At 60.3% G+C, this 26847-nt stretch carries 25 protein-coding genes; 10 read left to right on the top strand and 15 right to left on the bottom strand.

Annotated elements, in window-relative coordinates:
- The first annotated feature begins 325 nt into the window (after positions 1 to 325).
- Complete coding sequence (gene carB, locus DMZ65_RS13005) at positions 326 to 3658, top strand: carbamoyl-phosphate synthase large subunit (protein WP_116599314.1); 3333 nt, start codon at positions 326 to 328, stop codon at positions 3656 to 3658.
- 187 nt (positions 3659 to 3845) lie between these two features.
- Positions 3846 to 5150 (top strand): calcium-binding protein, encoded by a 1305-nt coding sequence (locus tag DMZ65_RS19720; protein ID WP_232824990.1) that lies wholly within the window; start codon positions 3846 to 3848, stop codon positions 5148 to 5150.
- Between the two features lie 167 nt (positions 5151 to 5317).
- Here DMZ65_RS19720 and DMZ65_RS12995 read toward each other — a convergent pair whose 3' ends face one another.
- The 9 genes from DMZ65_RS12995 to ffh all read right to left on the bottom strand — a co-directional run bounded on the left by DMZ65_RS12995 (position 5318) and on the right by ffh (position 11719).
- Positions 5318 to 6127, bottom strand: coding sequence for a division plane positioning ATPase MipZ (locus DMZ65_RS12995; protein ID WP_116599313.1), 810 nt, complete (start codon positions 6125 to 6127; stop codon positions 5318 to 5320).
- Positions 6128 to 6374: 247 nt separating this feature from the next.
- Complete coding sequence (gene rpmE / locus DMZ65_RS12990; protein WP_116599312.1) at positions 6375 to 6596, bottom strand: 50S ribosomal protein L31; 222 nt, start codon at positions 6594 to 6596, stop codon at positions 6375 to 6377.
- Between the two features lie 11 nt (positions 6597 to 6607).
- Positions 6608 to 6991 carry a 50S ribosomal protein L19 gene (gene rplS, locus DMZ65_RS12985; protein WP_084351817.1) on the bottom strand — a complete coding sequence of 128 codons (384 nt, stop codon included), beginning with the start codon at positions 6989 to 6991 and terminating at the stop codon, positions 6608 to 6610.
- A gap of 51 nt (positions 6992 to 7042) precedes the next feature.
- Positions 7043 to 7864: a tRNA (guanosine(37)-N1)-methyltransferase TrmD gene (gene trmD, locus DMZ65_RS12980; protein WP_116599339.1), complete on the bottom strand. Its 822-nt coding sequence runs from the start codon at positions 7862 to 7864 to the stop codon at positions 7043 to 7045.
- Positions 7865 to 8042: 178 nt separating this feature from the next.
- Positions 8043 to 8546, bottom strand: coding sequence for a ribosome maturation factor RimM (gene rimM, locus DMZ65_RS12975; protein WP_116599311.1), 504 nt, complete (start codon positions 8544 to 8546; stop codon positions 8043 to 8045).
- A 227-nt stretch (positions 8547 to 8773) separates the two neighbouring features.
- Positions 8774 to 9163, bottom strand: coding sequence for a 30S ribosomal protein S16 (rpsP, locus tag DMZ65_RS12970; protein ID WP_116599310.1), 390 nt, complete (start codon positions 9161 to 9163; stop codon positions 8774 to 8776).
- Between the two features lie 45 nt (positions 9164 to 9208).
- The gene (locus tag DMZ65_RS12965) at positions 9209 to 9505 is read right to left on the bottom strand and encodes a chorismate mutase (protein ID WP_116599309.1); all 297 of its coding nucleotides are present in this window, start codon (positions 9503 to 9505) and stop codon (positions 9209 to 9211) included.
- A gap of 102 nt (positions 9506 to 9607) precedes the next feature.
- Positions 9608 to 10138 carry a GNAT family N-acetyltransferase gene (locus DMZ65_RS12960; protein ID WP_116599308.1) on the bottom strand — a complete coding sequence of 177 codons (531 nt, stop codon included), beginning with the start codon at positions 10136 to 10138 and terminating at the stop codon, positions 9608 to 9610.
- An 81-nt stretch (positions 10139 to 10219) separates the two neighbouring features.
- Positions 10220 to 11719 carry a signal recognition particle protein gene (gene ffh / locus DMZ65_RS12955; RefSeq protein WP_116599307.1) on the bottom strand — a complete coding sequence of 500 codons (1500 nt, stop codon included), beginning with the start codon at positions 11717 to 11719 and terminating at the stop codon, positions 10220 to 10222.
- Between the two features lie 219 nt (positions 11720 to 11938).
- Here ffh and DMZ65_RS12950 point away from each other — a divergent pair, with 219 nt between their 5' ends.
- Positions 11939 to 12685, top strand: a complete 747-nt coding sequence (locus tag DMZ65_RS12950) for a glycosyltransferase family protein (protein ID WP_116599306.1) — start codon at positions 11939 to 11941, stop codon at positions 12683 to 12685.
- Positions 12686 to 12699: 14 nt separating this feature from the next.
- Here DMZ65_RS12950 and DMZ65_RS12945 read toward each other — a convergent pair whose 3' ends face one another.
- The 3 genes from DMZ65_RS12945 to gloB form a co-directional block, all read right to left on the bottom strand.
- Positions 12700 to 13662 (bottom strand): M23 family metallopeptidase, encoded by a 963-nt coding sequence (locus DMZ65_RS12945; protein ID WP_116599305.1) that lies wholly within the window; start codon positions 13660 to 13662, stop codon positions 12700 to 12702.
- Entirely contained in the window at positions 13662 to 15983 is a 2322-nt protein-coding gene (clpA, locus tag DMZ65_RS12940; RefSeq protein WP_116599338.1) for an ATP-dependent Clp protease ATP-binding subunit ClpA, read from the bottom strand. Before clpA ends, DMZ65_RS12945 begins: the two co-directional genes overlap by 1 nt.
- Positions 15984 to 16146: 163 nt before the next feature.
- Complete coding sequence (gene gloB, locus DMZ65_RS12935; protein ID WP_116599337.1) at positions 16147 to 16908, bottom strand: hydroxyacylglutathione hydrolase; 762 nt, start codon at positions 16906 to 16908, stop codon at positions 16147 to 16149.
- Between the two features lie 61 nt (positions 16909 to 16969).
- Between gloB and DMZ65_RS12930 the strand changes: the two genes are divergently transcribed.
- The 6 genes from DMZ65_RS12930 (at position 16970) to DMZ65_RS12905 (ending at position 22993) form a co-directional block, all read left to right on the top strand.
- Positions 16970 to 17713 carry a class I SAM-dependent methyltransferase gene (locus DMZ65_RS12930; RefSeq protein ID WP_116599304.1) on the top strand — a complete coding sequence of 248 codons (744 nt, stop codon included), beginning with the start codon at positions 16970 to 16972 and terminating at the stop codon, positions 17711 to 17713.
- Between the two features lie 349 nt (positions 17714 to 18062).
- Positions 18063 to 18629, top strand: coding sequence for a F0F1 ATP synthase subunit delta (locus DMZ65_RS12925; protein WP_116599303.1), 567 nt, complete (start codon positions 18063 to 18065; stop codon positions 18627 to 18629).
- Positions 18630 to 20168: a F0F1 ATP synthase subunit alpha gene (atpA, locus tag DMZ65_RS12920; RefSeq protein WP_116599302.1), complete on the top strand. Its 1539-nt coding sequence runs from the start codon at positions 18630 to 18632 to the stop codon at positions 20166 to 20168.
- 15 nt (positions 20169 to 20183) lie between these two features.
- Positions 20184 to 21065 (top strand): F0F1 ATP synthase subunit gamma, encoded by an 882-nt coding sequence (locus tag DMZ65_RS12915; protein ID WP_116599301.1) that lies wholly within the window; start codon positions 20184 to 20186, stop codon positions 21063 to 21065.
- Between the two features lie 17 nt (positions 21066 to 21082).
- Positions 21083 to 22507: a F0F1 ATP synthase subunit beta gene (gene atpD / locus DMZ65_RS12910; protein WP_116599300.1), complete on the top strand. Its 1425-nt coding sequence runs from the start codon at positions 21083 to 21085 to the stop codon at positions 22505 to 22507.
- A 51-nt stretch (positions 22508 to 22558) separates the two neighbouring features.
- Positions 22559 to 22993, top strand: coding sequence for a F0F1 ATP synthase subunit epsilon (locus tag DMZ65_RS12905; protein ID WP_116599299.1), 435 nt, complete (start codon positions 22559 to 22561; stop codon positions 22991 to 22993).
- A gap of 204 nt (positions 22994 to 23197) precedes the next feature.
- On the opposite strand, the gene DMZ65_RS12900 is transcribed toward DMZ65_RS12905, so the two are convergent.
- Positions 23198 to 24214: a ribose-phosphate pyrophosphokinase gene (locus DMZ65_RS12900; protein ID WP_116599298.1), complete on the bottom strand. Its 1017-nt coding sequence runs from the start codon at positions 24212 to 24214 to the stop codon at positions 23198 to 23200.
- 108 nt (positions 24215 to 24322) lie between these two features.
- Between DMZ65_RS12900 and DMZ65_RS12895 the strand changes: the two genes are divergently transcribed.
- Positions 24323 to 24922: a 2-hydroxychromene-2-carboxylate isomerase gene (locus tag DMZ65_RS12895; RefSeq protein ID WP_116599297.1), complete on the top strand. Its 600-nt coding sequence runs from the start codon at positions 24323 to 24325 to the stop codon at positions 24920 to 24922.
- On the opposite strand, the gene plsY is transcribed toward DMZ65_RS12895, so the two are convergent.
- Both plsY and pyrC read right to left on the bottom strand, forming a co-directional pair.
- Positions 24919 to 25539: a glycerol-3-phosphate 1-O-acyltransferase PlsY gene (plsY, locus tag DMZ65_RS12890; protein ID WP_116599296.1), complete on the bottom strand. Its 621-nt coding sequence runs from the start codon at positions 25537 to 25539 to the stop codon at positions 24919 to 24921. The two genes, DMZ65_RS12895 and plsY, sit on opposite strands and share 4 nt — an antisense overlap.
- Complete coding sequence (gene pyrC, locus DMZ65_RS12885) at positions 25539 to 26831, bottom strand: dihydroorotase (RefSeq protein ID WP_116599295.1); 1293 nt, start codon at positions 26829 to 26831, stop codon at positions 25539 to 25541. The genes plsY and pyrC overlap by 1 nt, the downstream gene beginning before the upstream one ends.
- Positions 26832 to 26847: the final 16 nt, after the last annotated feature.

The following is a 26847-nucleotide window of genomic DNA, read 5'->3' as shown; positions in this document are numbered from 1 at the left end:
GCCCGCATCCGCTGTGTTTGGGCGCTGAAATGCAATTCCACCCATCTGCGGCACCTTGTTGGCGCGCCAGATGCAAGCTGGCGGGCAGGGACAAAGACCGTGCAGGATTTGACTTGTGGGTCCGCGCCTGTGTACTGAGACGCGGCCCGCGCCTGCGCGTCGGTCTATTGTGATTTGTCTGTTTGCGGTCCCCACACCATACGAAAAAGCGCGTCGTTTTGGGGCTTGAACGTCAAGTTGCGATCACTATAACCCACGACAATTTGCGCCTTGGGGTGCGACTCCCCGCACCCTGAGCCCCGCCAACGCTGAAAGAGGTCTGCCCATGCCAAAACGCACCGATATTTCATCTATCATGATTATCGGCGCCGGCCCTATCGTGATTGGCCAGGCGTGCGAGTTCGACTATTCCGGCGCACAGGCCTGCAAGGCGCTGCGGGAAGAAGGCTACCGGGTGATCCTGGTAAACTCCAACCCTGCCACGATCATGACAGATCCCGGCTTGGCCGATGCCACCTATATCGAGCCAATCACGCCCGAGACCGTCGCCAAGATCATCGAAAAGGAACGCCCCGACGCGCTCTTGCCGACGATGGGCGGCCAGACCGGGCTGAACACTTCGCTCAAGCTGGAAGAGATGGGGGTTCTGGCGAAATACGGGGTCGAGATGATCGGCGCCAAGCGCGAAGCCATCGAGATGGCCGAAGACCGCAAACTGTTCCGCGAGGCGATGGACCGGATCGGGCTGGAAAACCCCAAGGCCACCATCATCACCGCGCCCAAAGGTGCGAAGGACAAGGTGGATCTGAACGCCGGGGTGCAACTGGCGCTCGATGCGCTTGAAGAGATCGGCCTGCCGGCGATCATCCGGCCCGCCTATACGCTGGGTGGCACTGGCGGCGGCGTGGCCTATAACCGCGAGGATTATATCCATTATTGCCGGACCGGCATGGATGCCTCGCCGGTGAACCAGATCCTCGTGGACGAATCGCTGCTGGGTTGGAAAGAGTTTGAAATGGAGGTCGTCCGCGACAAGGCGGATAATGCGATCATCGTCTGTGCGATCGAAAACGTCGATCCGATGGGCGTGCATACCGGTGACAGCATCACTGTGGCCCCCGCGCTGACGCTGACCGACAAGGAATACCAGATCATGCGCAACGGCTCTATCGCCGTGTTGCGCGAGATCGGCGTGGAAACCGGCGGGTCGAACGTGCAATGGGCGATCAACCCCGAAGACGGCCGTATGGTCGTGATCGAGATGAACCCGCGCGTGTCCCGGTCCTCGGCCCTGGCATCCAAGGCGACGGGTTTCCCGATTGCCAAGATCGCGGCGAAACTGGCTGTGGGTTTCACGTTGGACGAGCTGGACAATGACATCACCAAGGTCACGCCCGCCAGCTTCGAGCCGACCATTGATTATGTCGTCACCAAGATCCCGAAATTCGCGTTCGAGAAATTCCCGGGCAGCGAACCGCACCTGACCACCGCGATGAAATCGGTGGGCGAGGCGATGGCCATCGGCCGCACCATCCACGAGTCGCTTCAAAAGGCGCTGGCGTCGATGGAATCCGGGCTGACCGGCTTTGACGAGGTGGACATCGAAGGCGCGCCCGAAAAATCCGCTGTCATCAAGGCAATCGGCAAACAGACACCGGACCGGATGCGCACCATCGCCCAGGCCATGCGGCACGGGCTGAGCGACGATGAAATCCACGGCGTCACCATGTTCGACCCGTGGTTCCTGGCCCGCATCCGCGAGATCATCGAGGCCGAAGCCGTGGTGCGTGAAACCGGTCTGCCGACCGATGCGGACGGCATGCGCGATCTCAAGATGATGGGCTTTACGGACGCGCGTCTGGCCAAGCTGACAGGGTTTTCCGAAAAGGACGTGCGCAATCGGCGCCACGCACTTGGCGTCACCGCCGTGTTCAAGCGCATTGATACCTGTGCCGCCGAATTCGAGGCGCAGACGCCTTATATGTACTCCACCTACGAAGCCCCGATGATGGGCGAGGTGGAATGCGAGGCGCGCCCCTCGGATCGCAAGAAGGTCGTGATTCTGGGCGGCGGTCCCAACCGGATCGGGCAGGGGATCGAGTTTGATTATTGCTGCTGTCACGCCTGTTTCTCGCTGACCGATCAGGGCTACGAGACCATCATGGTCAACTGCAACCCGGAAACCGTCTCGACCGATTATGACACATCCGACCGGCTGTATTTTGAACCGCTGACCTTCGAGCATGTGATGGAGATCATGCGCGTGGAGCAGCAGAACGGCACGCTGCATGGCGTGATCGTGCAGTTCGGCGGGCAGACCCCGCTGAAGCTGGCAAACGCGCTGGAGGCAGAGGGCATTCCGATCCTCGGCACCACACCGGACGCCATCGACCTTGCCGAAGACCGCGAGCGTTTTCAGGCGCTGGTCAATCAGTTGGGTCTGAAACAACCGCGCAACGGCATCGCTTCGACCGACGCTCAGGCGCTGGCAATCGCGGATGACATCGGCTTTCCGCTGGTGATCCGTCCGTCCTATGTGCTGGGCGGCCGTGCGATGGAAATCGTGCGCGATATGGCGCATCTGGAACGCTACATCAAAGAGGCCGTGGTCGTGTCGGGCGACAGCCCCGTCTTGCTGGACAGCTACCTGTCGGGTGCCGTGGAATGCGATGTGGATGCCATTTCCGACGGCAAACAGGTGCATGTCGCGGGCATCATGCAGCATATCGAAGAGGCCGGCGTGCATTCCGGTGACAGTGCGTGTTCACTGCCGCCCTATTCGCTGTCCGACGAGATCATCGCCGAACTGAAAGTCCAGACAGAGGCGCTGGCGATTGCCCTGAACGTCGTCGGGCTGATGAACGTGCAGTTTGCCGTCAAGGACGGCGAGATCTACCTGATCGAGGTGAACCCCCGCGCCAGCCGCACCGTGCCCTTTGTTGCCAAGGCGACGGACTCGGCCATTGCCTCCATCGCCGCGCGTGTGATGGCCGGCGAACCGCTGTCCAACTTCCCCATGCGCGCGCCTTATCCGGCGGATGCGGGCTATGATGACGTGCTGCCGCTGGGCGATCCGATGACGCTGGCCGATCCGAACATGCCTTGGTTCAGCGTGAAAGAGGCGGTGCTGCCCTTTGCCCGCTTCCCCGGCGTGGACACAATTCTGGGACCGGAAATGCGTTCTACAGGCGAGGTCATGGGCTGGGACCGGTCCTTCCCGCGGGCCTTCCTCAAGGCGCAGATGGGGGCGGGTGCTGTCCTGCCGCAAGACGGCAACGTGTTCTTCTCTATCAAGGATACCGACAAGACGCCGGAACTGGTGGAAACCGCACAGGTCCTTGTGGGCCTTGGCATGAAAATCGTTGCCACGCGTGGAACGGCCACCTTCCTGGAAAAGCACGGCATCGACTGTCAGGTGGTCAACAAGGTTTACGAAGGCCGCCCCAACATCGTCGATATGATGAAGGACGAACAGATCGCGTTGGTTATGAACACGACCGAAGGCGCAATGGCCGTCGAAGACAGCCGCGAAATCCGGTCCGTCGCGCTTTATGACAAGATCCCCTATTACACGACTGCGGCGGGTGCGCATGCCACGGCTCTTGCGATGAAGGAACGCGGCGAGGCCGAACTGGTGGTGAAACCCCTGCAAGGCTGACGCCTGCACCTGACTTTCCAGGATGGCCGGGGGCGCTTGTGCCCGGCCATTTGCATTATCTCGTGCGTTTGACTCCTCACGCCCGGATCACGAGTTCGCGAGATCCGGAAATTTTCCAAGTTTTCCTGAAACTCTGCCCAAACCCGCTCGTGACTGTGTGCAGAAATCATCAACAGGAGGACTCACCATGGCCCATTTGGCCTCAAGCTACACATCCTTTGAAACCTTTCTGAACGGCGCGGATGCGTTCTGGTCGGTCGATCTGGCCGCGCTGAATTCCTCTGGCGTAACCGGCAATGCCGTATTGGCAATGGCCACCGAAGACGATGGCACCCGCTACCTGAATGTCTCCATCGCTGCTGAAGGGCTGGCGCCGTCGGTAACTCACCTTCAGCATATCCACGGACTGTTTGACGAAGATGGAAACCCGATCGATTCCACCACGCCCGGCCTGACAGAAGATGCCGATCTGGACGGCATGGTTGAGGTTCTCGAAGGTCTGACAAAATATGGTGACATCCTGTTGCCGCTGGTTTCACCCGAAGGTGGCGCATCGCCGATGGCAGATGTGAACGGGGAGTTGTCGTTCCTTCAGTCCTATAATCTGGAAGACGATTCCAACTTCTTCAGCCCGGTAACTTCGAACGATTACACCTCTGACGACATCATGCCTCTGTCCCTGCGCGAGATCGTTCTGCACGGGGTTGAAGTGCCTACGGGTATCGGCTCCGGCACGGGTGGCGAAGTTGATGGCAACCAGAATGGCCTTGTCACACTGCTACCTGCTGCGGCGGGCGAGATCGAACAGATCGATCTGACCCAAGCGCTTGATATCCTCGAAGACCAGCGGGCCGATGCCAGCGACATCTTCATCTTTGGTGCCGGCGCTGACGTGTTCGACGCGGGAGCTGGGGATGACGTGCTGCGCGGTGGTGACGGGAATGATACGCTTTCCGGCGGCACCGATGACGACTTCATTGACGGTGGCGCGGGTGATGACGTGCTCGACGGCGGGGCAGGTACGGATCATCTGATTGGCGGCACTGGCAATGACAGGTTGACCGGCGGCGGTGGCAGCGACCGTCTTGTTGGTCTGGACGGCAACGACATCCTGACAGGAAACGATTACGGTGACCAACTGCTGGGCGGCAACGGGGATGACTTCCTCAACGGTGGTCTCGGGTTCGACCGTCTGAACGGCGGCGACGGTGCCGACAGCTTCTTCCATGCCGGAACGAAAAAGCACGCGACAGACTGGGTGGCTGATTACGATGCGTCTGAAGGCGACCTTCTGGTCTACCGCAAGGGCGCGCAAGCCAGCGACTTCGCCGTTAACTTCGGAAACACGCCGGGCGCGGGTGACGGGGATGTCGACGAAGCTTTCGTCGTTCACCAACCCTCGGGCATGATCCTGTGGTCATTGGTCGATGGCGGCGCGCAGGACGAGATCAACTTGCAGATCGGCGGCGAGGTCTACGACCTGCTGGGCTGATCGGTTTGCGCGGGAAACAACTGCTCAAAAGCAGTGAAAGGGCACCGGATCAGGTGCCCTTTTTCCTGCGATCTGCGATCGACCTAAATTTGCATCAGCTTGTCGGATCAAGAAACGGCGCAAAGTGGGCGGAGATTATCCAACCCGACATCTGGCCGGGCAGGATGCTAGAAGTTGATTGTGACGTCGGGCAGTTTCAGCGCCTTCACCAAGTCGCGCAGTTCCTGACGCGCAGCGATATTGGAAATGTTAAGCTGCTTGACCCCGATATCCTTGAGGTCCAGCAGGGTCAGGCCGCGTGGAAACAACTCGCGGAATACCACCCGTTCGTTAAAGCCGGGGGAGACGCGAAACCCGATCCGTTTCGACAGCCGGTCCAGCGCCTGTTCCATTTTCTGCTTGTTGACCATGTTCTGTGAACCCAGGCGATTGCGCAGCACCACCCAGTCAATCGGCTTCAGCCCGGCCTGCGCGCGCAATTGGCGCGCATTCCAGACCATCTCGGAATAGACCGACGGACCCTTGATCGTGGTTCCGTTGGCATCCGTCTGGGCCAACAAATCAAAATCCACGAAACTGTCATTCAAGGGCGTGACCAGTGTATCGGCCAGCGAATGGGCAACCTGGCTAAGCCGGGTGTGCGAGCCAGGACAGTCGATCAGGATGAAATCGCTTTTGCCCTCCAACTCGGCAATGGCGGCGGACAGGCGGTGGTCGTAGATGTTTTCGCCTTCCGGAATGTTTGCCGGATCAATATCCGGAAGTTGCATGAAATTCGGTGACGGAAGGTCCAGACCTTCATGGGCAAGAAATTCACGCCGATTCAACGTGTAGCGCCCGAATGTCTGCTGGCGCAGATCAAGATCCAGCGCGCCGACCGTATGGCCCATTCTGACAAGGGCCGTCGCCACATGCATTGACACGGTTGACTTGCCCGCGCCGCCTTTTTCATTCCCGACTACGATAATATGCGCCACTGACCGACCCTTGTCTTTGAACCCACATGTTTGGCTGTGGTGCCTTTGCGAACACTCTATCTTGCGTGATTTCCCAAGAAAAGGGCCGCAAGACCTTGTCACCAACCGAATGTCGTGACGTGGCCGCCGGGCCGCAACTCTAGCAGCAGTCACGATGGGCATTTGTTGGAAAAGACGACCGGAGGCAGCAAAGAAAAACGCCGCCCCAGATGGAGCGGCGTTCTGCAAATTCGATTGAGCGAAGGCTTCAGAAGCCGAGGCCCTCGTATTTTTTCTTGAACTTGGTGACGCGGCCGCCGGTGTCCATCAGACGCGATGTGCCACCGTTCCAGGCAGGGTGCACCGATGGGTCGATGTCCAGTGAAAGCTGATCGCCTTCCTTGCCCCAGGTGGAGCGCATCTGAACCACGGTGCCGTCGGTCATTTTGACGCTGATCTCGTGGTATTCGGGGTGAATGTCTTTTTTCATCTCGCCGATCCTTACGCCTGAGCGCCCGCTTTGGGCTTGTAATTTGCGACTTCCGCAATCCGGGCCGACTTGCCGCGGCGGGTGCGCAGGTAGTACAGCTTGGCACGGCGCACACGGCCGCGACGCACCACGGTGATGCTGTCGATATTGGTCGAAAACAGCGGGAATACACGTTCCACGCCTTCGCCAAAGGAAATCTTGCGGACGGTGAACGATCCGGCAATGCCATGGCCGTTCTTGCGGCTGATGCAAACGCCTTCGTAGTTCTGAACCCGTGTGCGGGTACCTTCCGTCACCTTATAGCCGACACGAATCGTGTCTCCGGCTTTGAAATCGGGAACGTCTTTCCCGAGGGAGGCGATCTGTTCCGCCTCCAGTTGAGCGATGAGGTCCATTGACCTACTCCTATGTTGCCTGCGGTTGTTCCGCAAAGTTCTGTCGCGTCCTCAGAGCTCTTGGTCTTCTTCCGGGTCCCTGTTGTGCGCTGCACACCAAGCCCGCCAGAGGTCAGGTCGTCGTTCCTTGGTCAGCCTTTCGGCCATGTCCCGCTGCCAGTCCGCAATCTTCGCGTGATGGCCTGACAGAAGAATGTCAGGTATTTCGCGACCGTTCCAGACAGCTGGACGTGTGTATTGGGGGTGTTCCAGAAGGCCATGGGAGAAGGACTCCTCTTCCGTGGACGCCTGATTCCCAAGCACGCGGGGTATAAGCCGGACCGTGGCGTCAATCAAGGCCTGAGCTGCAATCTCTCCGCCGGTCATGACAAAGTCGCCCAATGAAACCTCGATGATGCCGTAATGGTCGATGACACGTTGATCGAGTCCCTCGAAACGGCCACAGATCAGCGTCACGCCGTCAGTCTGGCTAAGGCTGCGGGCCATGGCTTGATCAAACGGGCGTCCGCGTGGCGAAAGATAGATCAGCGGGACATTGCCACGGGTCCTGGATTGGACATGCTCAATCGCGGCACCCATGACATCGGCCCGCAGGACCATGCCCGCACCGCCGCCCGATGGCGTGTCATCGACATTGCGATGCTTGCCCTCGCCGAAACGACGCAAGTCGATGGCGTCAAGCTGCCACAGCCCCTCTTTTAGCGCCTTGCCGGTCAAAGACCCGCCGAGAACACCGGGGAACAGTTCCGGGAAAAGGGTGATGACCCGCGCCACCCATGCGCCCCGAAGCTCTGGCGTGTGGGTCATCAGCTCTTGCGGCTTGAGCGAGGCGCGGATGGTCTTGCGTCCGTGGGATTTTGGCTGGTCAGTCATAAGCCGCTGCATAGGGGCTTTGTGCGGGCTTGGGAATGCCTATTGCGTCGGTAAAGGCACGCGGCGGTGCATCGCGGAATAGTGGGACTGCTGTCGGGAATCCACTCATGGTTCGGCCCTGCACGGGTTCTGTCGATCCAGCCTTGCACAAGGCTGGAGGGCCATGGCTTGGCGGATGTCAGAACAGGCCGTCAGGCGGGTCGGCAACGATGCGGCCAGAGGCGATATCCACCGTCGGCACGCTGGCCATCGTGAAGGGCAGGAGCACGGTTTCGCTCTGCCCCGAGGCCTGAATTTCCAGAAGATCTGTGGCACCGTGGTTGAGCACCGCTTTCACGCGGCCAAGCTCTGCCCCGCCCGTGTCATGCACGGTGAGGCCAATCAGGTCGGCGTGGTAGTATTCGTCATCGGGAAGCGATGGCAGACGGTCGCGCGGCGCAAACAGCCTTGTGCCGCGCAGGGCGTCGGCCTGTTCCTTGGTGAGGATGCCGGACATCTGCGCGGCAAAGCCGTTCTTGACGGAGCGGGTCAGGGTGATGTCAAAGCTCTGCTTGCCGTCTTCCGTGCAGAGCGGCGCGTAGTCGGCAATGTCCCCAGGGTCAGCGGTGAAGCTTTTCAACCGCACCTCGCCCTTGACGCCAAAGGCACCCGCGATGGCCCCGACACAGATCAGATCGTTCATTTGATTGCCCCGACGCAATGGCCTTGTCGCATTTGTCCGGCCCCTTGCGTGCATTGTTCTGCCGCGTTGTTACGTTCGAACATCACGCCCGCAGCAAAGGCGAGAAGCGTGAAGATGGCAAGACGCAATAAGCGGAACATTTGGAATCCCGTCAAACAGGGGATGGGACCGGCGCTTTTTCAGCATGGCTGAAAATCGCCCCGCCCACCATCCCCGGCGGCACCCGCTTATTCTGCGGAGGCTTCTTCGTTGGCCGGTGCAGCAGCGGCTTCGGCTGCGGCGCTTGCCTTGGCGGTTTTTTCCTCGGCACGGTCCTGGGCTTTCTTGCCCGGAACAGCTTTCTTGGGGTTGCTGCGCTCTTTCTTGTCCAGAACGCCGGCGGCCTCGAGCATGCGCGACACGCGGTCGGTGACTTGCGCGCCTTCGCCCAGCCAATGCTTGACACGGTCGATGTCCATCTTGACGCGCTCTTCGCTGTCTTTGGCCAGCAGCGGGTTATAGGTGCCCAGCTTCTCGATGAAGCGGCCATCGCGCGGCATGCGGGTGTCGGTCACGACGATGCGGTAGAAGGGGCGCTTTTTGGAACCGCCACGGGCGAGACGAATTTTGGTAGCCATTGAGTTTCTCCTTTGAATGGCAGGGGTCGGCGAGGTGTTCCCGCCTTACGATTTGTGTTGTTCGTGATGTTTGATGACTTCCTGAATTATGAAGTTCAGGAATTTGGCGGCGAATTCAGGGTCCAGGTCGGCCTGCGTTGCCAGGTCTTGCAGCCGCTCGATCTGCCGTGCTTCGCGGGCAGGATCGGAGGGCGGAAGGTCGTGCTCTGCCTTCAGCGCGCCCACGGATTGGGTATGCTTGAAGCGTTCAGCCAAAGTGAAGACGAGGATCGCGTCCAGCCGGTCGATGCTTTCGCGATGCGATTTCAGCAATTCGGCGGCGCGGGTCACGCTATCGGTCATGTGCGGGCCTCGGTCATGGGGTGGAGAGCGCGATCCGTCAATTGCAAACCTCCATGGGCTTGAGCAGCGGATCAATGTCGTTCTGGCTTTCGCGCGTCGGGGTCATGCCAGCACCTCTGCCGGGCCGGGATGACGATAAAGCATCTCGTCGCCCATATGGATGTTCTTGTAGCTGCGCTCAAAACCGGCACCCAGACGTTCGGCCAGTGCCACGGAACGCGTATTTCCAGGCACGATGTTGGAGGTCAGCGTCTTCAGCCCCAGGTCCTCGTAGGCATATTGCCGGGCGCGGGTTGCGGCCTCATAGGCGATGCCGCGGCCTTCGAACCCTTCGAACACCACCCAGCCGATTTCTGGCTCTGGCCAACCTTCGGGATTCCAGATGCCGCAGATGCCTGCGGGCTGGCCGGTCTCACGGATTTCGATGGTGAAATAGCCATATCCGTGGATATGCCAATGCCCGACATTCAGGGCAAACCAGCGCCATGCGTCACCGCGGTTGGGCGACGCGCCAAAGCCCGCCGCGCGATCCTGATCCAGAAGGAAGGCGATCATCGGTTCGATGTCACGTTCTTCCGGGCCGCGCAGAATCAGGTTTGTCGTGTCCAGCACGGGGGCTTGAGTCAGGTTCATACGCGCCCCCCCGCCGCCGCAAGGCAGAGCAGGACGTCGAGATATGACGCGCGTGCATGATTATTGAAATCGGACATCACGTTACTTCTTCTTGCCGAAACCGCTGAGACCGGGTGGCAACCCGCCGCCGCCCAATCCGGGCAGCTTGCCGCCCGCGCCCAACTGCTTGGCCGCCGCTTCCAGCGCCTTGGGGTCCATGCCCTGCGCCATCTGCTCTGGCGTGGGGCCGCCTTTGCCCATCATGCCTTTCATCGCCTGTTTCAGCATGCCGCCTTTGCCCATCTTGCCCATCTTCTTCATCATGTCCGCCATCTGGCGGTGCATCTTGAGAAGCTTGTTGAGGTCGGACACCTCCATGCCCGCGCCGCGCGCGATGCGCTTTTTGCGGCTGGCCTGAAGCAGCGCGGGGTTGGCGCGTTCCTTCTTGGTCATCGACTGGATCAGCGCGATCTGACGCGTCAGCATCTTGTCGTCGATTCCGGCACCGTCCATCTGCTTGGACATCTTCGCGGCACCGGGCATCATCGACATCATGCCTTCCATGCCGCCCATCTTCATCATCTGCTCAAGCTGGCTCTTCAGGTCGTTCATGTTGAACTGACCCTTGGTGAAGCGGCGCATCATGCGCTCGGCCTGTTCGACCTCCAGCGTTTCCTGCGCCTTCTCAACCAGCGCAACAATGTCGCCCATGCCAAGAATTCGGCCCGAGATCCGTTCCGGTTCGAACGTCTCCAGCGCGTCCATTTTTTCGCCCAGGCCCACAAAGCGGATGGGCTTGCCAGTGACAGCGCGCATCGACAAGGCGGCACCGCCACGCCCATCGCCATCCATCCGGGTCAGGACAACGCCGGTCACGCCGATCTTGTCGTCAAATTCTGTCGCGACGTTGACCGCGTCCTGACCGGTCAGGCCATCGACCACCAGCAGCGTTTCGCGCGGGTTGGCGACGTCGCGAACGGCGGCGGCCTGTGCGATCAGTTCCTCGTCAATGTGCAGGCGTCCGGCGGTGTCCAGCATATAGACGTCGTATCCGCCAAGGCTGGCTTGGGTCTTGGCGCGCTTGGCGATCTGGACCGGATCTTCACCCTTGACGATGGGCAGCGTGTCCACACCGATCTGCGCGCCGAGTATTTGCAGCTGCTCCATCGCGGCCGGGCGGTTGACGTCAAGCGAGGCCATCAGCACGCGCTTGCCGTCCCGCTCTTTCAGCCGTTTGGCCAGTTTCGCGGTTGTCGTGGTCTTGCCCGAGCCTTGCAGGCCGACCATCAGGATCGGCGCAGGCGGGTTGTCGATCTTGAGCTTGCCGGGATCTTCGTCGCCGGTCAGCACATGGACCAGCTCGTCATGCACGATCTTGACGACCTGTTGGCCGGGTGTGACCGATTTGGTCACCGCCTGACCGGTCGCCTTGGCCTGCACTGCCTTGACGAAATCGCGCGCGACGGGCAGCGAAACGTCCGCCTCCAGCAGGGCGACACGCACTTCGCGCAGGGCGGTCTTGACATCGTCTTCGGACAGGGCACCCTGTTTGGTAAGCCGGTCGAAAACGCCGGAGAGACGCTCGGATAGATTTTCAAACATTCCCGCGGCTCCTTTGCCCGTTTCGATATGGTCCTACAGGTAAGCAGGGCCGGCCCAAATGCAATTGTCCCCCGTGGGCGAAACTCGCTGACGGGGGGCGATCCCTGACCACTCAGGGACCGGAAGCATGACAGACTTCCGGATGTATGTCGCGCGGATAGGCTAAAAGGGCGTAAGGAGTCAAGCCCGCACGGTCATATCCGGCACAGGGAGGATGGGATGCGGGACGGTGTAATCTTTGTAGCGACGGGGCAGGGCTATCTCGAACTGGCAATGCAGGCGGCAGAGAGCCTGCGCGCCACCAATCCGGGTTTGCCGGTGGATCTGTTCACAGATCTTCCGGATGCACCGGGGCTGGACCTTTTCGACGAAGTGCATGCCACGCAGGATTCGCACATGCGCGCCAAGCTGGATTGTTTCGCCCGCGCGCGATTCGAACGGGTGTTGTATCTGGATTGTGACGTTCTGGTGCTGGCATCCCTGGGGGATCTGTTTGCGTTGGCGGATCGGTTTGCGCTGTCGCTGGCGCATGACATGCGCCGCTGTTCGCCGTTGATACGACAGGGCCACGCTGTCACGACACCCTATGCATTTCCGCAACTGAATTCCGGCGTCATGCTGTATCGAAATGACATAGCGATGGCGGCATTTTTTGCCGAGTGGAAGCAACGGTATGTCGAGGCCGGCATCGCGCGCGATCAGGTGACATTGAAGGATCTGTTGTGGGTAAGCGACCTGCGTTTCTATGTCCTGCCGCCGGAATTCAACCTGCGCCGCGTGACCGAGTTGGACGCTTGGGAGCCGTTGGATGCCATCCCGACGATCCTGCATTCGCATCGATTGTTACAGCATTTGCGCGGGCAGGGCGCGCGCGTCACCACGTTTGAGGTTCTGCGAGAGTTGGAACGCGAGGCGCTCGAAGCGGAATGGGCATCGTTGGGGAGCGAGGGCCCGTGGCCGCGTTGAAATGGCCGTGTTCGCTAACGAACCGTCTGCTGCACACTGCGACTGTTCAGTTCTACGCCACCTCGAAACAGCCTGATCGTGCCGTGGTAGAGGCCCCTTGGCCAGGTGCGTCCGCTGCGTTTGCGACCGGTGGCCCGGAAAAACTGTGCCTGCGGTTTGTCCAGCGTCACCGATTGGCGAATGATCCGTCCTTCCGGGCCGGTCAGGGTCATTTCGATCATGTCGCCCTTCTGCCCGCCATAGGCCAGACCAAAGACGACCATTGCCGGCGACGCGGTGCTTAGCATCTGTCCTGCTTTGCCCGCCTTGATGTCGGAATAGTCGGGCACGGCCTCTGCTAGGCCGACATCAATGATGCCACCCGCGAAGGAAGGAAATTGATCTTGCCAAAGGGCGGGGGCGTCGGCACCACCACAGCCGTCGACACCGTTTGGTTCGAACGGATCGACAACGGTGCCATCGCGCCGAAGGGTGAGATGAAGATGCGGAAACTGGGTGCGGCCACTCAGGCCTATTGTGCCCAGTTGTTGCCCGGCGGCTACGGTCTGCCCTTGTTGCACGGCGATAGAGCCGCGGCGCATATGGCAATACTGCGTCTGCCAGCCATCCGCGTGGTCGATCACCACGCCATTGCCACAGTCCCGGCCGTCGATGGCTGTCATGTCGGCGTCGGCAAATACCCGGTCTGCCATGCCGTCGCGTGTTGCACGGACAGTGCCATCCGCAGCCGCCAGAACAGCCACGCCCTTCTGCATGTCCGCGATGGTCGCCAGCGCGAAATCCGTGCCCTGATGGCCGTCATAGCTTAGCGCGCCACAGAGAAAATCCTGCACTTCCGGCCCCGGCGCCCGGTCCATGTAATGCTGTATGTGGCATGTGTCACCCAGCGTACAATCGACGGGGGTCTGTAACGAAAACTCCCCCGCCGCGGATGTCGCGGCGAGGGAGATTGCTATCGCGGCCAGATGCCGGAACATTACTCTGCGGTCAGCAAGGGCGGCTTGTCACCTGACAGGCGCTTGCTTTCCGGGCCGCTCATTTCGAGATGCAATTTGCCATCTTTCAGCCCGACCTTGACCAGACCGCCCTTGGCCAGCTTGCCAAACAGCAACTCCTCGGCCAGCGGTTTCTTGATATATTCCTGGATCACGCGGCCCAGCGGGCGGGCGCCCATCTTGTCATCATAGCCCTTGTCGGCCAGCCAGGCGGCGGCGGGCCGTGTCAGCTCGATATGGACATTGCGGTCCATCAACTGCGCTTCGAGTTGCAGCACGAACTTCTCGACGACTTGCAGGATCACCTCTTTTGGCAGCGGCGCGAAGGAAATGACCGCGTCCAGACGGTTGCGGAATTCCGGCGTGAACGTCCGCTCGATCGCGGCGGTGTCTTCGCCCTCGCGGCGGTCACGACCAAAGCCGATCGCCGCCTTGGCCAGTTCGGTCGCGCCGGCATTCGAGGTCATGATCAGGATCACATTACGGAAATCCGTCGTGCGCCCGTTATGATCCGTCAGCTTGCCATGATCCATAACCTGCAACAGGATGTTGTAGACGTCCGGATGCGCCTTTTCCATCTCGTCCAGCAGCAGCACGCAATGCGGGTTCTGGTCCACACCATCGGTCAGCATACCGCCCTGATCGAAGCCCACATACCCCGGAGGCGCGCCAATCAGACGGCTGACCGCGTGCTTTTCCATATATTCGGACATGTCAAAGCGCAGCAATTCCACACCCAGCGTATCGGCCAGCTGCTTTGCCACTTCGGTTTTGCCCACACCGGTAGGCCCGGCAAACAGGTAGTTGCCGATGGGCTTTTCGGGTTCGCGCAAACCGGCACGCGCCAGTTTGATCGCCGAGGAAAGCGCATCAATCGCCGCATCCTGACCAAAGACCACGCGTTTCAGGCTGGCCTCCAGGTCCTTGAGCACTTCGGCATCGTCCTTGGAGACGTTCTTGGGCGGGATGCGGGCGATCTTGGCCACGACCGCCTCGATCTCCTTCGCGCCGATGGTCTTGCGGCGCTTCGATTCGGCCACCAGATGTTGCGCGGCCCCGGCCTCGTCGATGACGTCGATGGCCTTGTCGGGCAGCTTGCGGTCGTTGATGTAGCGTGCAGACAGTTCCACCGCCGATTTGATCGCGTCAGCGGTATACTTGATGTTGTGGTGATCCTCGAAATAAGGCTTGAGGCCCTTCAGGATCTTCACTGTGTCATCCACCGACGGCTCGCTGACATCGATTTTCTGGAAGCGACGGCTCAGCGCGCGATCCTTCTCGAAATGCTGACGGAACTCCTTGTAAGTGGTGGAGCCCATGCAGCGCAGCTTGCCGCCCTGAAGCGCGGGCTTCAGCAGGTTGGAGGCATCCATCGCCCCACCAGAGGTCGCGCCCGCACCGATGACGGTGTGGATCTCGTCGATGAACAGCACCGCGTCGGGGTGATCCTCAAGCTCTGTCACCACAGCCTTCAGCCGTTCCTCAAAGTCGCCACGATAGCGGGTGCCGGCCAGCAGTGCGCCCATGTCGAGCGAGAAGATGGTTGTTTCCGACAGAACCTCGGGCGTGTCGCCCGACACGATCTTGCGCGCCAGCCCTTCGGCGATGGCGGTTTTGCCAACGCCGGGATCGCCGACCAGCAGCGGGTTGTTCTTGCGGCGACGGCAGAGAACCTGAATGCAGCGTTCCACCTCGGAATTGCGGCCGATCAGCGGGTCGACGTCACCCTTGCGGGATTTTTCGTTCAGATCGACGCAATACTTGGCCAGAGCGGATTCCTTCTGGTCGCCATCGGTGACAGGCGGCGTTTCCTCCTCGATTTCGGTCGCGCCCTGCACGGGACGCGCTTCGCCGTAAGCGGGATCCTTGGCGACACCATGGGCGATGAAATTCACCGCATCATAGCGCGTCATGTCCTGTTGTTGCAGGAAATAGGCGGCGTTGCTTTCGCGTTCGGCAAAGATGGCCACCAGCACATTCGCACCGGTCACTTCGGTCCGGCCAGAGCTTTGCACATGGATCGCGGCGCGCTGGATCACCCGCTGGAATGCGGCCGTCGGCACAGCTTCGGAGCCTTCGATATCGGTCACGAGGTTGGATAGGTCGTCATCGATGTATTCGACAAGCGACGTGCGCAATTCCTCGGTATCGACCGAGCAGGCCTTCATCACCCGCGCGGCTTCCGGTTCGTCAATCAGGGCAAGCAGAAGATGTTCCAACGTGGCAAATTCATGCGCCCGTGAATTTGCCAGCGCCAACGCTGCGTGAATCGCCTGTTCTAGGGTCGTTGAGAATGAAGGCACGATGTTGGTGCTCCTCTTGTCTGGGTCGGTGCCGGTCTTAGCCTGCTCAACCATGGCCTCTTGGTATTAAAGTGTGGTGGATGTTCCCCCACATCTACAAGTTATTTCTGCATTTTGGCCGGTCACATTTGGGAGTAGTGCTGCAACGAAGCGTGAAATGCATCTAGAAGTTGTCCTTGCGCGTCCGTATTTCTGCGAAAACGCTGGCATCCGAAGCATCCCGCATACCGAGCGCTTCTTTGACTTGCGGAAGGTTCGCGCGCAGGAACGGATTGGTCTCCAGTTCCTCTGACAGAACGGAGGGCACCGTGGGGCGGCCTTCAGAGCGCGCGGCTGCAACCGCCTCGCATCTTGATTTAAGGCTCGGATTCTCCGGTTCAATACTCAGCGCGAATTTTGCATTGCTCATCGTATACTCGTGACCGGAGTAGATCTTCGTTTCGGGCGGCAAGGCGGCCAGTTTGGACAGGCTGTCCCACATCATTTCCGGCGTCCCCTCAAAGACCCGGCCACATCCCAGCGCCATCAGGCTGTCGGCGGTAAAGACGGCACCGGCATTGGGAAAATGAAACGCCATATGGCCAAGCGTATGGCCCGGCACCATCATCGGCACGACATAGCCTGCATCCGTGCCGCCGTTCATGCCCTCCTCCAGCGCCCTGTCCAGCGGGGGCAACTTGGCCTCTTCCGCTTTGGGGCCCATCACCTTGCATCCGTAACGCGCGCGCAATTCACTGACGCCGCCGACATGATCGTGATGGTGGTGGGTGATCATAATTACATCCAGACCCCAGCCTCGGTCCTCCAACGCCTTGATGATCGGGGCGGCTTCCGGAGCGTCGATCAGGCAAACGCCATCCGGCCCCTTGACGAGATAGGCATAATTGTCGGACAGGCAAGGCACGGTGATGATCTCAAGGGGCATGGTCTTTCCTTCGGTCTTGGATAAACTGCGGCCAGCTTCGCCGATCAATGAGAGGGCTGCAATGCATCTCGACGTGCAGGATCTGCGCAACTTCTATTATCGCAACGCGCTGGGGCGCGAGGCACAGAAGGTTCTGCGTGGCCAGATGCTTCGGCTCTGGCCCGAGGCGCAGGGGCAGATGGTCGCCGGATTCGGCTTTGCGGTGCCGCTGCTGCGCCCCTACCTGGCCAATGCGCGCCGGGTGGTCGCACTGATGCCCGGCCCCCAGGGCGTCATGCCCTGGCCGCCGGGCATGGCCAATGTCAGCGTGCTGTGTGACGAAACGCTCTGGCCGATCGAGACGGGTCATGTCGACAAGTTGGTCGTGATGCATGGATTGGAGGCGTCGGAACAGCCGACGGCGGTTCTGGACGAGTGTTTTCGGGTGTTGGGGCCGGGCGGCAAGGCGCTGTTCATTGTCCCCAATCGCGCGGGCCTGTGGTCACGCAGCGACGAGACGCCGTTCGGCTATGGACGTCCCTATACGTCGCGCCAACTGGAAACGCAGCTGAAAAAGCACAATTTCATGCCGGAACAGCAAGTGACCGCACTTTACCAGCCTCCCTCGCGTCGACGGTTCTGGATGAAAACCGCCCCGATGTGGGAACGGCTGGGGCATTCGGTCTCTGCCCTGATGTCGGGCGGGGTTCTGATGATCGAGGCATCAAAACGGGTGCAGGCACCGTCCGGCCCCGGAGAACGTGTGCGGGTACCGTCGCCGCTGGCCGTGCTCGGCAATGCGGAGGCCAAGCCCAAGCCGATCTGATCGCGGCAGGACGGTCGGGAAAAAAAACGCTGGCGCGGCACCTGGAAAAAAGGCAGGCTGCGCATCACACTGGCGTTCCGAGAACGGTTTGGACGCTTCAGAATCGTGCAAACGACGAGAAAATCAGGCGGTTTCTTCATTTTTTTGCACGCGCAGAAAGTCGCACTTTAGCTAACTGTTTGTAAATAAGCGGTTTTGCAGATTTTGTTATTCACCTCTACTATGTTGCTAGGTGAGGACGCCTCTGCTACATCCGCGCTGATTTAGTCGCCCCGGACCGATCCGGGGCACAACACCCCCGGACGCAATGCCATTAGCGGCAGGGTTTCGGGGCAAAGATATCGGAAGGGTGGACGTGTCTGAATCAGCTTCGATTTCCTCCGGCATCGCCGAACGCTATGCGACAGCAGTGTTTGAGATTGCCAAGGAGAATAACGGGCTTGCCCAATTGGAAAGCAACCTCGATGAGCTTCACGGAGCCCTGAAAGAGAGCGCAGATTTGCGCGCGCTTATCACGTCGCCGATCTACGGTCGGGACGAACAGCGTCAGGCAATCGACGCGATTGCCAAGAAGGCGGGCCTGATGCAGGCCTTGCAAAACGCGCTGAGCCTGATGGCGTCCAAGCGCCGCCTTTTCGTGGTGCCTGCGATGATCGACCAGCTGCGCGCGATGATTGCCGTCGAAAATGGTGAGGTGACCGCAGATGTTGTCTCGGCCAAGGCGCTGACGCCTGCGCAGGCAGAAGAACTTTCCAAGACGCTCAAGGCCCAGGTGGGCAAGGACGTCAAGATTAATGCGACCGTCGATGAAAGCCTCATCGGCGGTCTTGTCGTCAAGGTGGGCTCGAAGATGATCGACACGTCGATCCGCTCCAAGCTCAATTCCCTCCAGAATGCAATGAAAGAGGTCGGATAAATGGGTATCCAAGCAGCCGAGATTTCTGCGATCCTAAAGGAGCAGATAAAGAACTTTGGTCAGGAGGCCGAAGTTGCTGAAGTGGGCCGCGTGCTGTCCGTCGGTGACGGTATCGCGCGAGTCTACGGTCTCGACAACGTCCAGGCGGGCGAGATGGTCGAGTTTCCCGGCGGTATCCAGGGCATGGCGCTGAACCTTGAATCCGACAACGTCGGTGTGGTTATTTTCGGTTCCGACCGGGACATCAAGGAAGGCGACACCGTCAAGCGCACGAATTCCATCGTGGACGTGCCGATCGGTGACGAACTGCTGGGCCGTGTTGTTGACGGTCTGGGCAACCCGCTGGATGGCAAAGGCCCGATCAATGCGTCCAAGCGCGGCATTGCCGACGTCAAGGCACCCGGCATCATCCCGCGTAAATCGGTGCACGAGCCGATGGCAACCGGCATGAAGTCGATCGACGCGATGATCCCGATCGGCCGTGGCCAGCGCGAGCTGATCATTGGCGACCGTCAGACCGGCAAGACCGCTGTCGCACTTGACGCGATCCTGAACCAGAAGTCCTATAACGAAGCCGCAGGCGACGACGAGGGCAAGAAGCTTTACTGCGTTTATGTTGCCATCGGTCAGAAACGTTCCACCGTTGCGCAGTTGGTCAAGAAGCTCGAAGAGACCGGCGCGATGGAGTATTCCATCGTTGTTGCGGCCACCGCTTCCGATCCCGCGCCAATGCAGTTCCTTGCACCGTATTCCGCGACCGCGATGGCAGAGCATTTCCGCGACAACGGCCGCCACGCGCTGATCGTGTATGATGACCTTTCCAAACAGGCCGTGTCCTATCGCCAGATGTCGCTGCTTCTGCGCCGTCCGCCGGGCCGCGAAGCCTATCCTGGCGACGTTTTCTACCTTCACTCCCGTCTGCTCGAACGGTCCGCCAAACTGGGCGACGATCACGGCAACGGATCGCTGACGGCGCTGCCGATCATCGAAACCCAGGGTGGCGACGTTTCGGCCTTTATTCCGACCAACGTGATCTCCATCACCGACGGTCAGATCTTCCTTGAAACCGAACTGTTCTACCAGGGCATCCGTCCTGCCGTGAACACCGGTCTGTCGGTGTCGCGGGTTGGGTCTTCGGCGCAGACCAACGCGATGAAATCTGTCGCGGGTCCGGTGAAGCTGGAGCTTGCCCAGTACCGCGAAATGGCGGCCTTTGCGCAGTTCGGGTCTGACCTTGACGCCGCAACCCAGCAGTTGCTGAACCGCGGTGCGCGCCTGACAGAACTGATGAAGCAGCCGCAATATTCGCCGCTGACCAACGCGGAAATCGTCTGCGTGATCTTCGCGGGCACCAAAGGCTACCTCGACAAGATCGCCGTCAAGGACGTGGGTCGTTTCGAGCAGGGTCTGTTGCAGCATCTGCGCGGCAAACACTCTGATCTGCTGGACTTCATCACCAAGGAAGATCCCAAGATCAAGGGCGAAGCCGAAGACAAGATCCGCGCCGCACTGGACGAATACGCCGCAGACTTCGCATAAGAAGGAGATAGGCCTATGCCGAGTCTCAAGGACCTGAAAAATCGGATCGAGTCGGTCAAATCGACCCGCAAGATCACCAAGGCCATGCAGATGGTTGCCGCGGCGAAACTGCGCCGCGCGCAGGACTCTGCCGAGGCCGCCCGCCCCTATGCCGAGCGCTTCAACGAAGTGCTCGGGCAGTTGGCGGCGTCTGTCGCCGGGTCGGATTCCGCGCCACGCTTGCTGCGCGGAACTGGCAGTGACGACGTGCACCTGTTGGTCGTCATGACGGCTGAGCGTGGCCTTTGCGGTGGTTTCAACGCCAATATCGCAAAACTTGCAAAGCAGCATGCGACGGACTTGTTGGCCAAGGGCAAGACGGTGAAAATCATCACCGTTGGCAAGAAGGGGCGCGACAGTATGAGGCGCGACTTCGGCAAGCTGTTCATCGAGCATGTCGACATGAGCGAGGTCAAGCGTGTTGGCTATGCCGACGCACAGGGCATTGCCAAGAATGTCTTGTCACGCTTTGATGAAGGTGAATTTGACGTCGCGACGATCTTCTATTCGGAGTTTGTCAACGTGGTCGCACAGACCCCGATGGCACAGCAGATCATTCCGGCAAAATTCGACACCGCCGAAGACGAAGGCGATTCAGCCGCCACCGTCTACGAATACGAGCCCAGCGAAGAGGCGATCCTTGCCGACTTGCTGCCGCGCGGTGTGGCGACCCAGATCTTCGCAGCTCTGCTTGAAAACGGTGCCAGCGAACAGGGCGCACGGATGTCTGCCATGGATAACGCAACCCGTAACGCAGGCGAGATGATCGACAAGCTGACGATCGAATTTAACCGCTCGCGTCAGGCCGTCATCACCAACGAGCTTATCGAAATTATCTCGGGCGCTGAGGCGCTCTAAGGAACCGGAGACGAAACATGGCAAACGCAAAAGGCAAAATCACTCAGGTGATCGGCGCCGTTGTCGACGTGCAGTTCGGCGATCATCTGCCGCAGATCCTGAACGCATTGACCACTGACAACAATGGCAAGACACTGGTTCTGGAAGTTGCACAGCACCTTGGTGAAAACACCGTCCGGACCATCGCGATGGACGCGACCGAAGGTCTGGTGCGCGGTCAGGAAGTGACTGACACTGACGGCCAGATCCAGATGCCTGTTGGCACCGGAACACTGGGCCGCATTCTGAACGTTACCGGTGATCCGGTTGACGAAAAGGGCCCGGTTGAATCCACCGGCACCCGCGCGATTCATGGCGAAGCACCGGCCTTTGCCGAGCAGTCCACCGAAACCGAGATCCTGGTGACAGGCATCAAGGTGATCGACCTTCTGGCCCCCTACACCAAGGGTGGCAAGATTGGCCTGTTCGGCGGTGCCGGCGTGGGCAAGACGGTTCTCATCATGGAACTGATCAACAACATCGCCAAAGTGCATTCGGGCCTGTCGGTTTTCGCCGGCGTGGGCGAGCGGACGCGGGAAGGCAACGACCTGTATCACGAGATGATCGAATCCGGTGTTATCGTGCCCGACAACCTGTCGGAATCGAAAATTTCGCTGGTTTACGGCCAGATGAACGAGCCTCCCGGTGCGCGTATGCGGATCGCGCTGTCGGGTCTGACCCTGGCCGAGCAGTTCCGCGACGAATCCGGTTCGGACGTTCTGTTCTTCGTCGACAACATCTTCCGCTTCACGCAGGCGGGTTCCGAGGTGTCGGCCCTGCTTGGCCGTATTCCTTCCGCTGTGGGCTATCAGCCGACACTGGCCACCGACATGGGCGCCATGCAGGAACGTATCGCATCGACCAAAGCCGGTTCGATTACATCGGTTCAGGCCGTCTACGTTCCCGCGGATGACCTTACCGACCCTGCACCTGCAACCTCGTTTGCGCACCTCGATGCGACAACCGTTCTGTCGCGTGCGATTTCGGAACTCGGGATCTATCCGGCGGTTGACCCGCTCGACTCGACCTCGCGCCTGCTTGACCCGGCCGTGCTTGGCGAAGAGCACTACAAGGTCGCGACTGACGTTCAGCAGATCCTTCAGCGCTACAAGTCGCTGCAAGACATTATCGCCATTCTCGGGATGGACGAGTTGAGCGAAGAGGACAAACTGACCGTGGCACGCGCGCGGAAGCTTCAGCGCTTCCTGTCGCAGCCGTTCGACGTGGCGAAAGTGTTCACCGGCTCTGACGGTGTTCAGGTTCCGCTGGAAGAAACCATCGCGTCGTTCAAGGCCGTTGTCGCTGGCGAATACGATCACCTCCCCGAAGGCGCTTTCTACATGGTTGGCGGCATCGACGAGGTGAAGGCCAAGGCAGAGCGCATGGCCGCAGACGCCGCCTAATTGCTTGAGCTTGCGGGGGGCCGCGCCCCCCGCGCCTGACAGGAGGCCCAAATGGCTGAAACTATGCAATTCAATCTGGTAAGCCCGGAACGCAGCCTGATGTCGGGCCCCGTGCTATCGGTCGAGATTCCGGGCGCCGAAGGTGACCTGACGGCGCTGCCGAACCATGCGCCGACGCTGACCACGCTGCGCCCCGGCATCTTGCGTGTCGAGACCGAAAAGGGTGCCGAAGAATACATCGTGACCGGCGGGTTTGCCGAACTGGGTGAGGGCGTGACCGTTCTGGCCGAGAAAGCGATGCACCGCACTGACGTTGACCAAGCCACCTATGAGGCGCTGGTTGACGAGGCACACCAAGCCTATGGCAAGGCCAAGGAAGTGTTCAAGAACGAGCCTGGCCCGGTTGATGACGCGGTGAAACTGCTGCACGACATGGTCGCGATCGGCGGCAAGATCGGACTGTCGACGAAACAACCGTCGCTCTGATCCACTGCAATAAACCATACAAAATAAGGGGCGTCGCGAAAGCGGTGCCCCTTGTTCTATGTGGCAATCGTGGCTGGACGTTGCGGTTCGTGCCCGTGGGATCGGGGAAGCAGGCTACAATGAACCCGGCAGTCAGTCCTTTGCCCGGCGCAACACGCCGGGGCAAAGGATGATCTTCCCGTTCTGATCCGCCAGAGCAGCGTCTCAGGTGAAGTACATGCCCTCATAGATCGGCGTCAGGGTCTCTGTCTCGAACAGCGACGAAACCGAGGTGCCGTTCCAGATGTTCAGGATCGCCTGAGCAAACATCGGGGCAGTCGGCACGATGCGGATATTGGAGGCATTCCTGACCGGCTCTGGGGCGTGGATCGAATCTGTAACAACCAGCGATTTCATTACGGAATTTGTGATCCGCTCTACCGCCGGGCCGGACAGCACGCCGTGGGTGATGTAGGAATGAACTTCGGTTGCGCCGTGCTCCATCAGCACTTCGGCCGCTTTGCACAAGGTGCCGGCCGTGTCGCAAATATCGTCCACGATGATGCATTTCTTGCCGCTGACATCGCCGATCACAGTCATTTCGGCAATTTCGCCCGGTTTTTCACGGCGCTTGTCGACGATTGCCAGCGGCGCATTGATCCGCTTGGCCAATTCACGCGCCCGTGCAACGCCACCAACATCCGGAGACACCACCATGACGTCGCTCAGTTGCCCCTTGAACTGGTGAAGGATGTCCAGCGCGAAGATCGGGCTGGCATAAAGGTTGTCGACGGGAATGTCGAAGAACCCCTGAATCTGTGCCGCGTGCAGATCCATCGTCAAGACCCGCTCGATCCCGGATTCGACGATCATGTTCGCGACCAGCTTGGCAGAGATGGGCGTGCGGGCTTTTGATCTGCGATCCTGCCGCGCATAGCCAAAATAGGGGATCACCGCCGTGATGCGCGCAGCACTTGATCTGCGCAACGCGTCCGACATGATCAGCAGTTCCATCAGGTTGTCATTGGCGGGATTCGATGTCGGCTGGATGATGAACATATCCTCGCCACGGACGTTCTCGTAGACTTCGACAAAGATTTCCTGATCGTTGAACCGTTCGACCCGTGCATCCACGAGGCCGATATTCATGCCACGGTGCATCGACATGCGCCGTGCGATTGAGGTGGCCAATGGCAGGTTGGCATTGCCGGAAATAATCTTGGGTTCGATGATCGAAGGCATGTGTCTGGAGGGCTCCGCGCAGGTCTGTGACAAGAGAATCGAGAGATTGCGCACCGCTTAGCACGCGGTTACGGTCCCGCAAAGCTGCTCCGGCATCAGAGGGACCAAATGGCTCATATCGATTACTTCTTCACCACGCTTTCGCTCTATTCCTATCTTGCAGGCTTGCGTCTGGAAGAAGTGGCGCAAAAACATGGCGCGACCATCACCTACAAACCGTTCGACCTGATTACGGCATTCGGGCGGACGGGTGGCACGCCGCCGATGCAGCGGCACGTTTCGCGTCAGGAGTGGCGGGTACAGGAGATCGTTCGTCAGGCGAAGAAACTGGACATGCCGCTGAACATCAAACCTGCGCATTGGCCAACCAATGCCGCGCCTTCTGGCTATGCGATTATCGCGGCACAGAATGCGGGCGGCGGCGATCTGGGCGCTCTTGTGCATTCGTTCCTGCGCGCCTGCTGGGCAGAGGACCGTGACATCGCACAGGATGACGTGATCCGCGATTGTCTGGAAAAAGCCGGGTTTGCCCCGTCGCTCGCCGATGCGGGGTTGCTGACCGGGGCCGAAACCTATGCGGCCAACCTTGAAGAGGCGGTGAGCCGTGGCGTGTTTGGCGCGCCGTTCTACATCACCGATACCGATCAGCGTTTCTGGGGGCAGGACCGGATTGGTGATCTGGACCTGCATCTGGCGGGGAAGCTTTAGCTTTCGGGCGTTTTCTTTTGGCCGACCTTGGGTTCCGTCCCGGCGCGCAGCCGGGTGATATTGGCGCTGTGCCGCAGAAAGACCAGCACTGTCAGGATGAGTGCCAGCACAAAGATGCGGAATGGCCCGAGGATCAAGACCCATAGCGCGGTGCTTGCCGCGGCGACCAAAGCGCCTGCCGAGGATATGCGCGTCGCGGCGAAAGCTGCGGCCCATGTCGCACAGCAGGCCAGCCCCACCGGCCAGGCCAGCGCCAGCATCAGGCCAAGGAAGGTTGCCACGCCCTTGCCACCGCGAAAGCCCAGCCACACGGGCCAGCAATGACCGACAAAGGCGGCAAGCCCCGCGATCTGCGCCGCATCTTCACCGGCCAGCACGCGGGCGATCAGCACCGCAACCGCGCCTTTCGCGCCATCCAGCAACAATGTCGCCAGCGCCGCGCCCTTGTTGCCGGTGCGCAGCACGTTGGTCGCGCCGATATTGCCAGAGCCGATCTCGCGCAGATTGCCAAGGTTCATGGCGCGGGTGATGACCATGCCAAACGGCACAGAGCCCAGAAGATAGCCGATAACCGCCCAAGCCGCGAGAATTGCGGCTGAATGTTCGATGATCGGCATCACTCTCTCCCGTAGACCTGTTGGCCGCTGACATAGGTTGCCAGAACCCTACCTTGCATCCTTTGGCCGTCAAAGGGCGTGTTGCGCGACTTGGATCGTAACGTGTAGCGGTCCATGATGAACGGGGTATCAGGGTCGAACAGCACCAGATCGGCGGGTGCACCTTTGCTCAGTCGACCACAGGGCAGCCCCAACCGTTTTGCCGGGTTAAGCGACAGCGCCCGGAACAGCGCGGGCAGGTCCAGATGGCCAGCATGAACAAGGCGCAACGCGGCAGGCAGCAGCGTTTCCAACCCGACCGCGCCAGAGGCAGCCTCTTCATAGGGCAGGCGTTTGCTTTCTTCGTCCTGTGGAGTGTGCATTGAACTCAGCGTATCAATCAGGCCGGAGGCCAGCGCCTCGACCACGGCCAGCCGATCATCTTCGGACCGGAGCGGCGGTTTCAGCTTGAAGAAGGTACGATAGTCGGCCACGTCCAGCTCGTTCAGCGTCAGGTGGTGAATCGACGCGCCGGCGGTGATGTCCAGCCCGTTGCGCCGGGCCCGTTCCAGCGCGGGCAGGGCGCGGGCGGTGGTGATCTGGTCGGCGTGATAGCGCGCCCCGGTCATTTCCAGCAGGGCAATATCACGGTCCATCCCCATACGCTCGGCCATAGGCGAAACCGCAGGCAACCCGCGCAGCGAGGCAAATTTGCCCGACGTCACTGCGGCACCCGCCGAAAGCGTCGGTTCCTGCGGGTGGCCCACGACAAGCGCCCCAAGGCTGCGCGCATAGGTCAGCGCCCGCGACAGCACCTTGGTGTCGCGCACCACATGGTCACAATCCGAAAACGCCACCGCACCCGCATCCAGCAGGAACCCGATTTCGGTCATTTCGCGACCCTCGCGGCCCTTGGTCAGCGCGGCCATGGGCAGGACGTGGACGGGGGCGGCCTCGTTGGCGCGGCGGCGGATGAATTCCAGCGTCTCGGGCGTGTCGATTGCGGGCAGCGTGTCTGGCCGGGTGATGATCGTGGTCACACCGCCCGCCGCAGCCGCCAATCCGGCAGAGCCAAAGCTTTCCTTGTGGCGTTCGCCCGGTTCGCAGACCTTCACGCCCAGATCGACAATGCCGGGTGCGAGGCATTTCCCACCGCAGTCAAGAATATGCGCGGCGCGCGCCCTGGCACCCTCGATTTCGGAGACATCGGTCAGGACGGCACTGATTTCCGCGCCGTGGATCAGAACCGCACCTATACTGTCTGTCCCGGCTTCGGGATCAATCAGCCGGGCATTGCACAGAAGTGTTGTCATATCCTGCACCCCATCC

It is taken from the genome of Primorskyibacter marinus (assembly GCF_003313245.1).
GTDB lineage: Bacteria > Pseudomonadota > Alphaproteobacteria > Rhodobacterales > Rhodobacteraceae > Primorskyibacter > Primorskyibacter marinus.
Note: the sequence above shows the minus strand (reverse complement) of the source record. Positions and strands in the feature narration are given on the sequence as shown.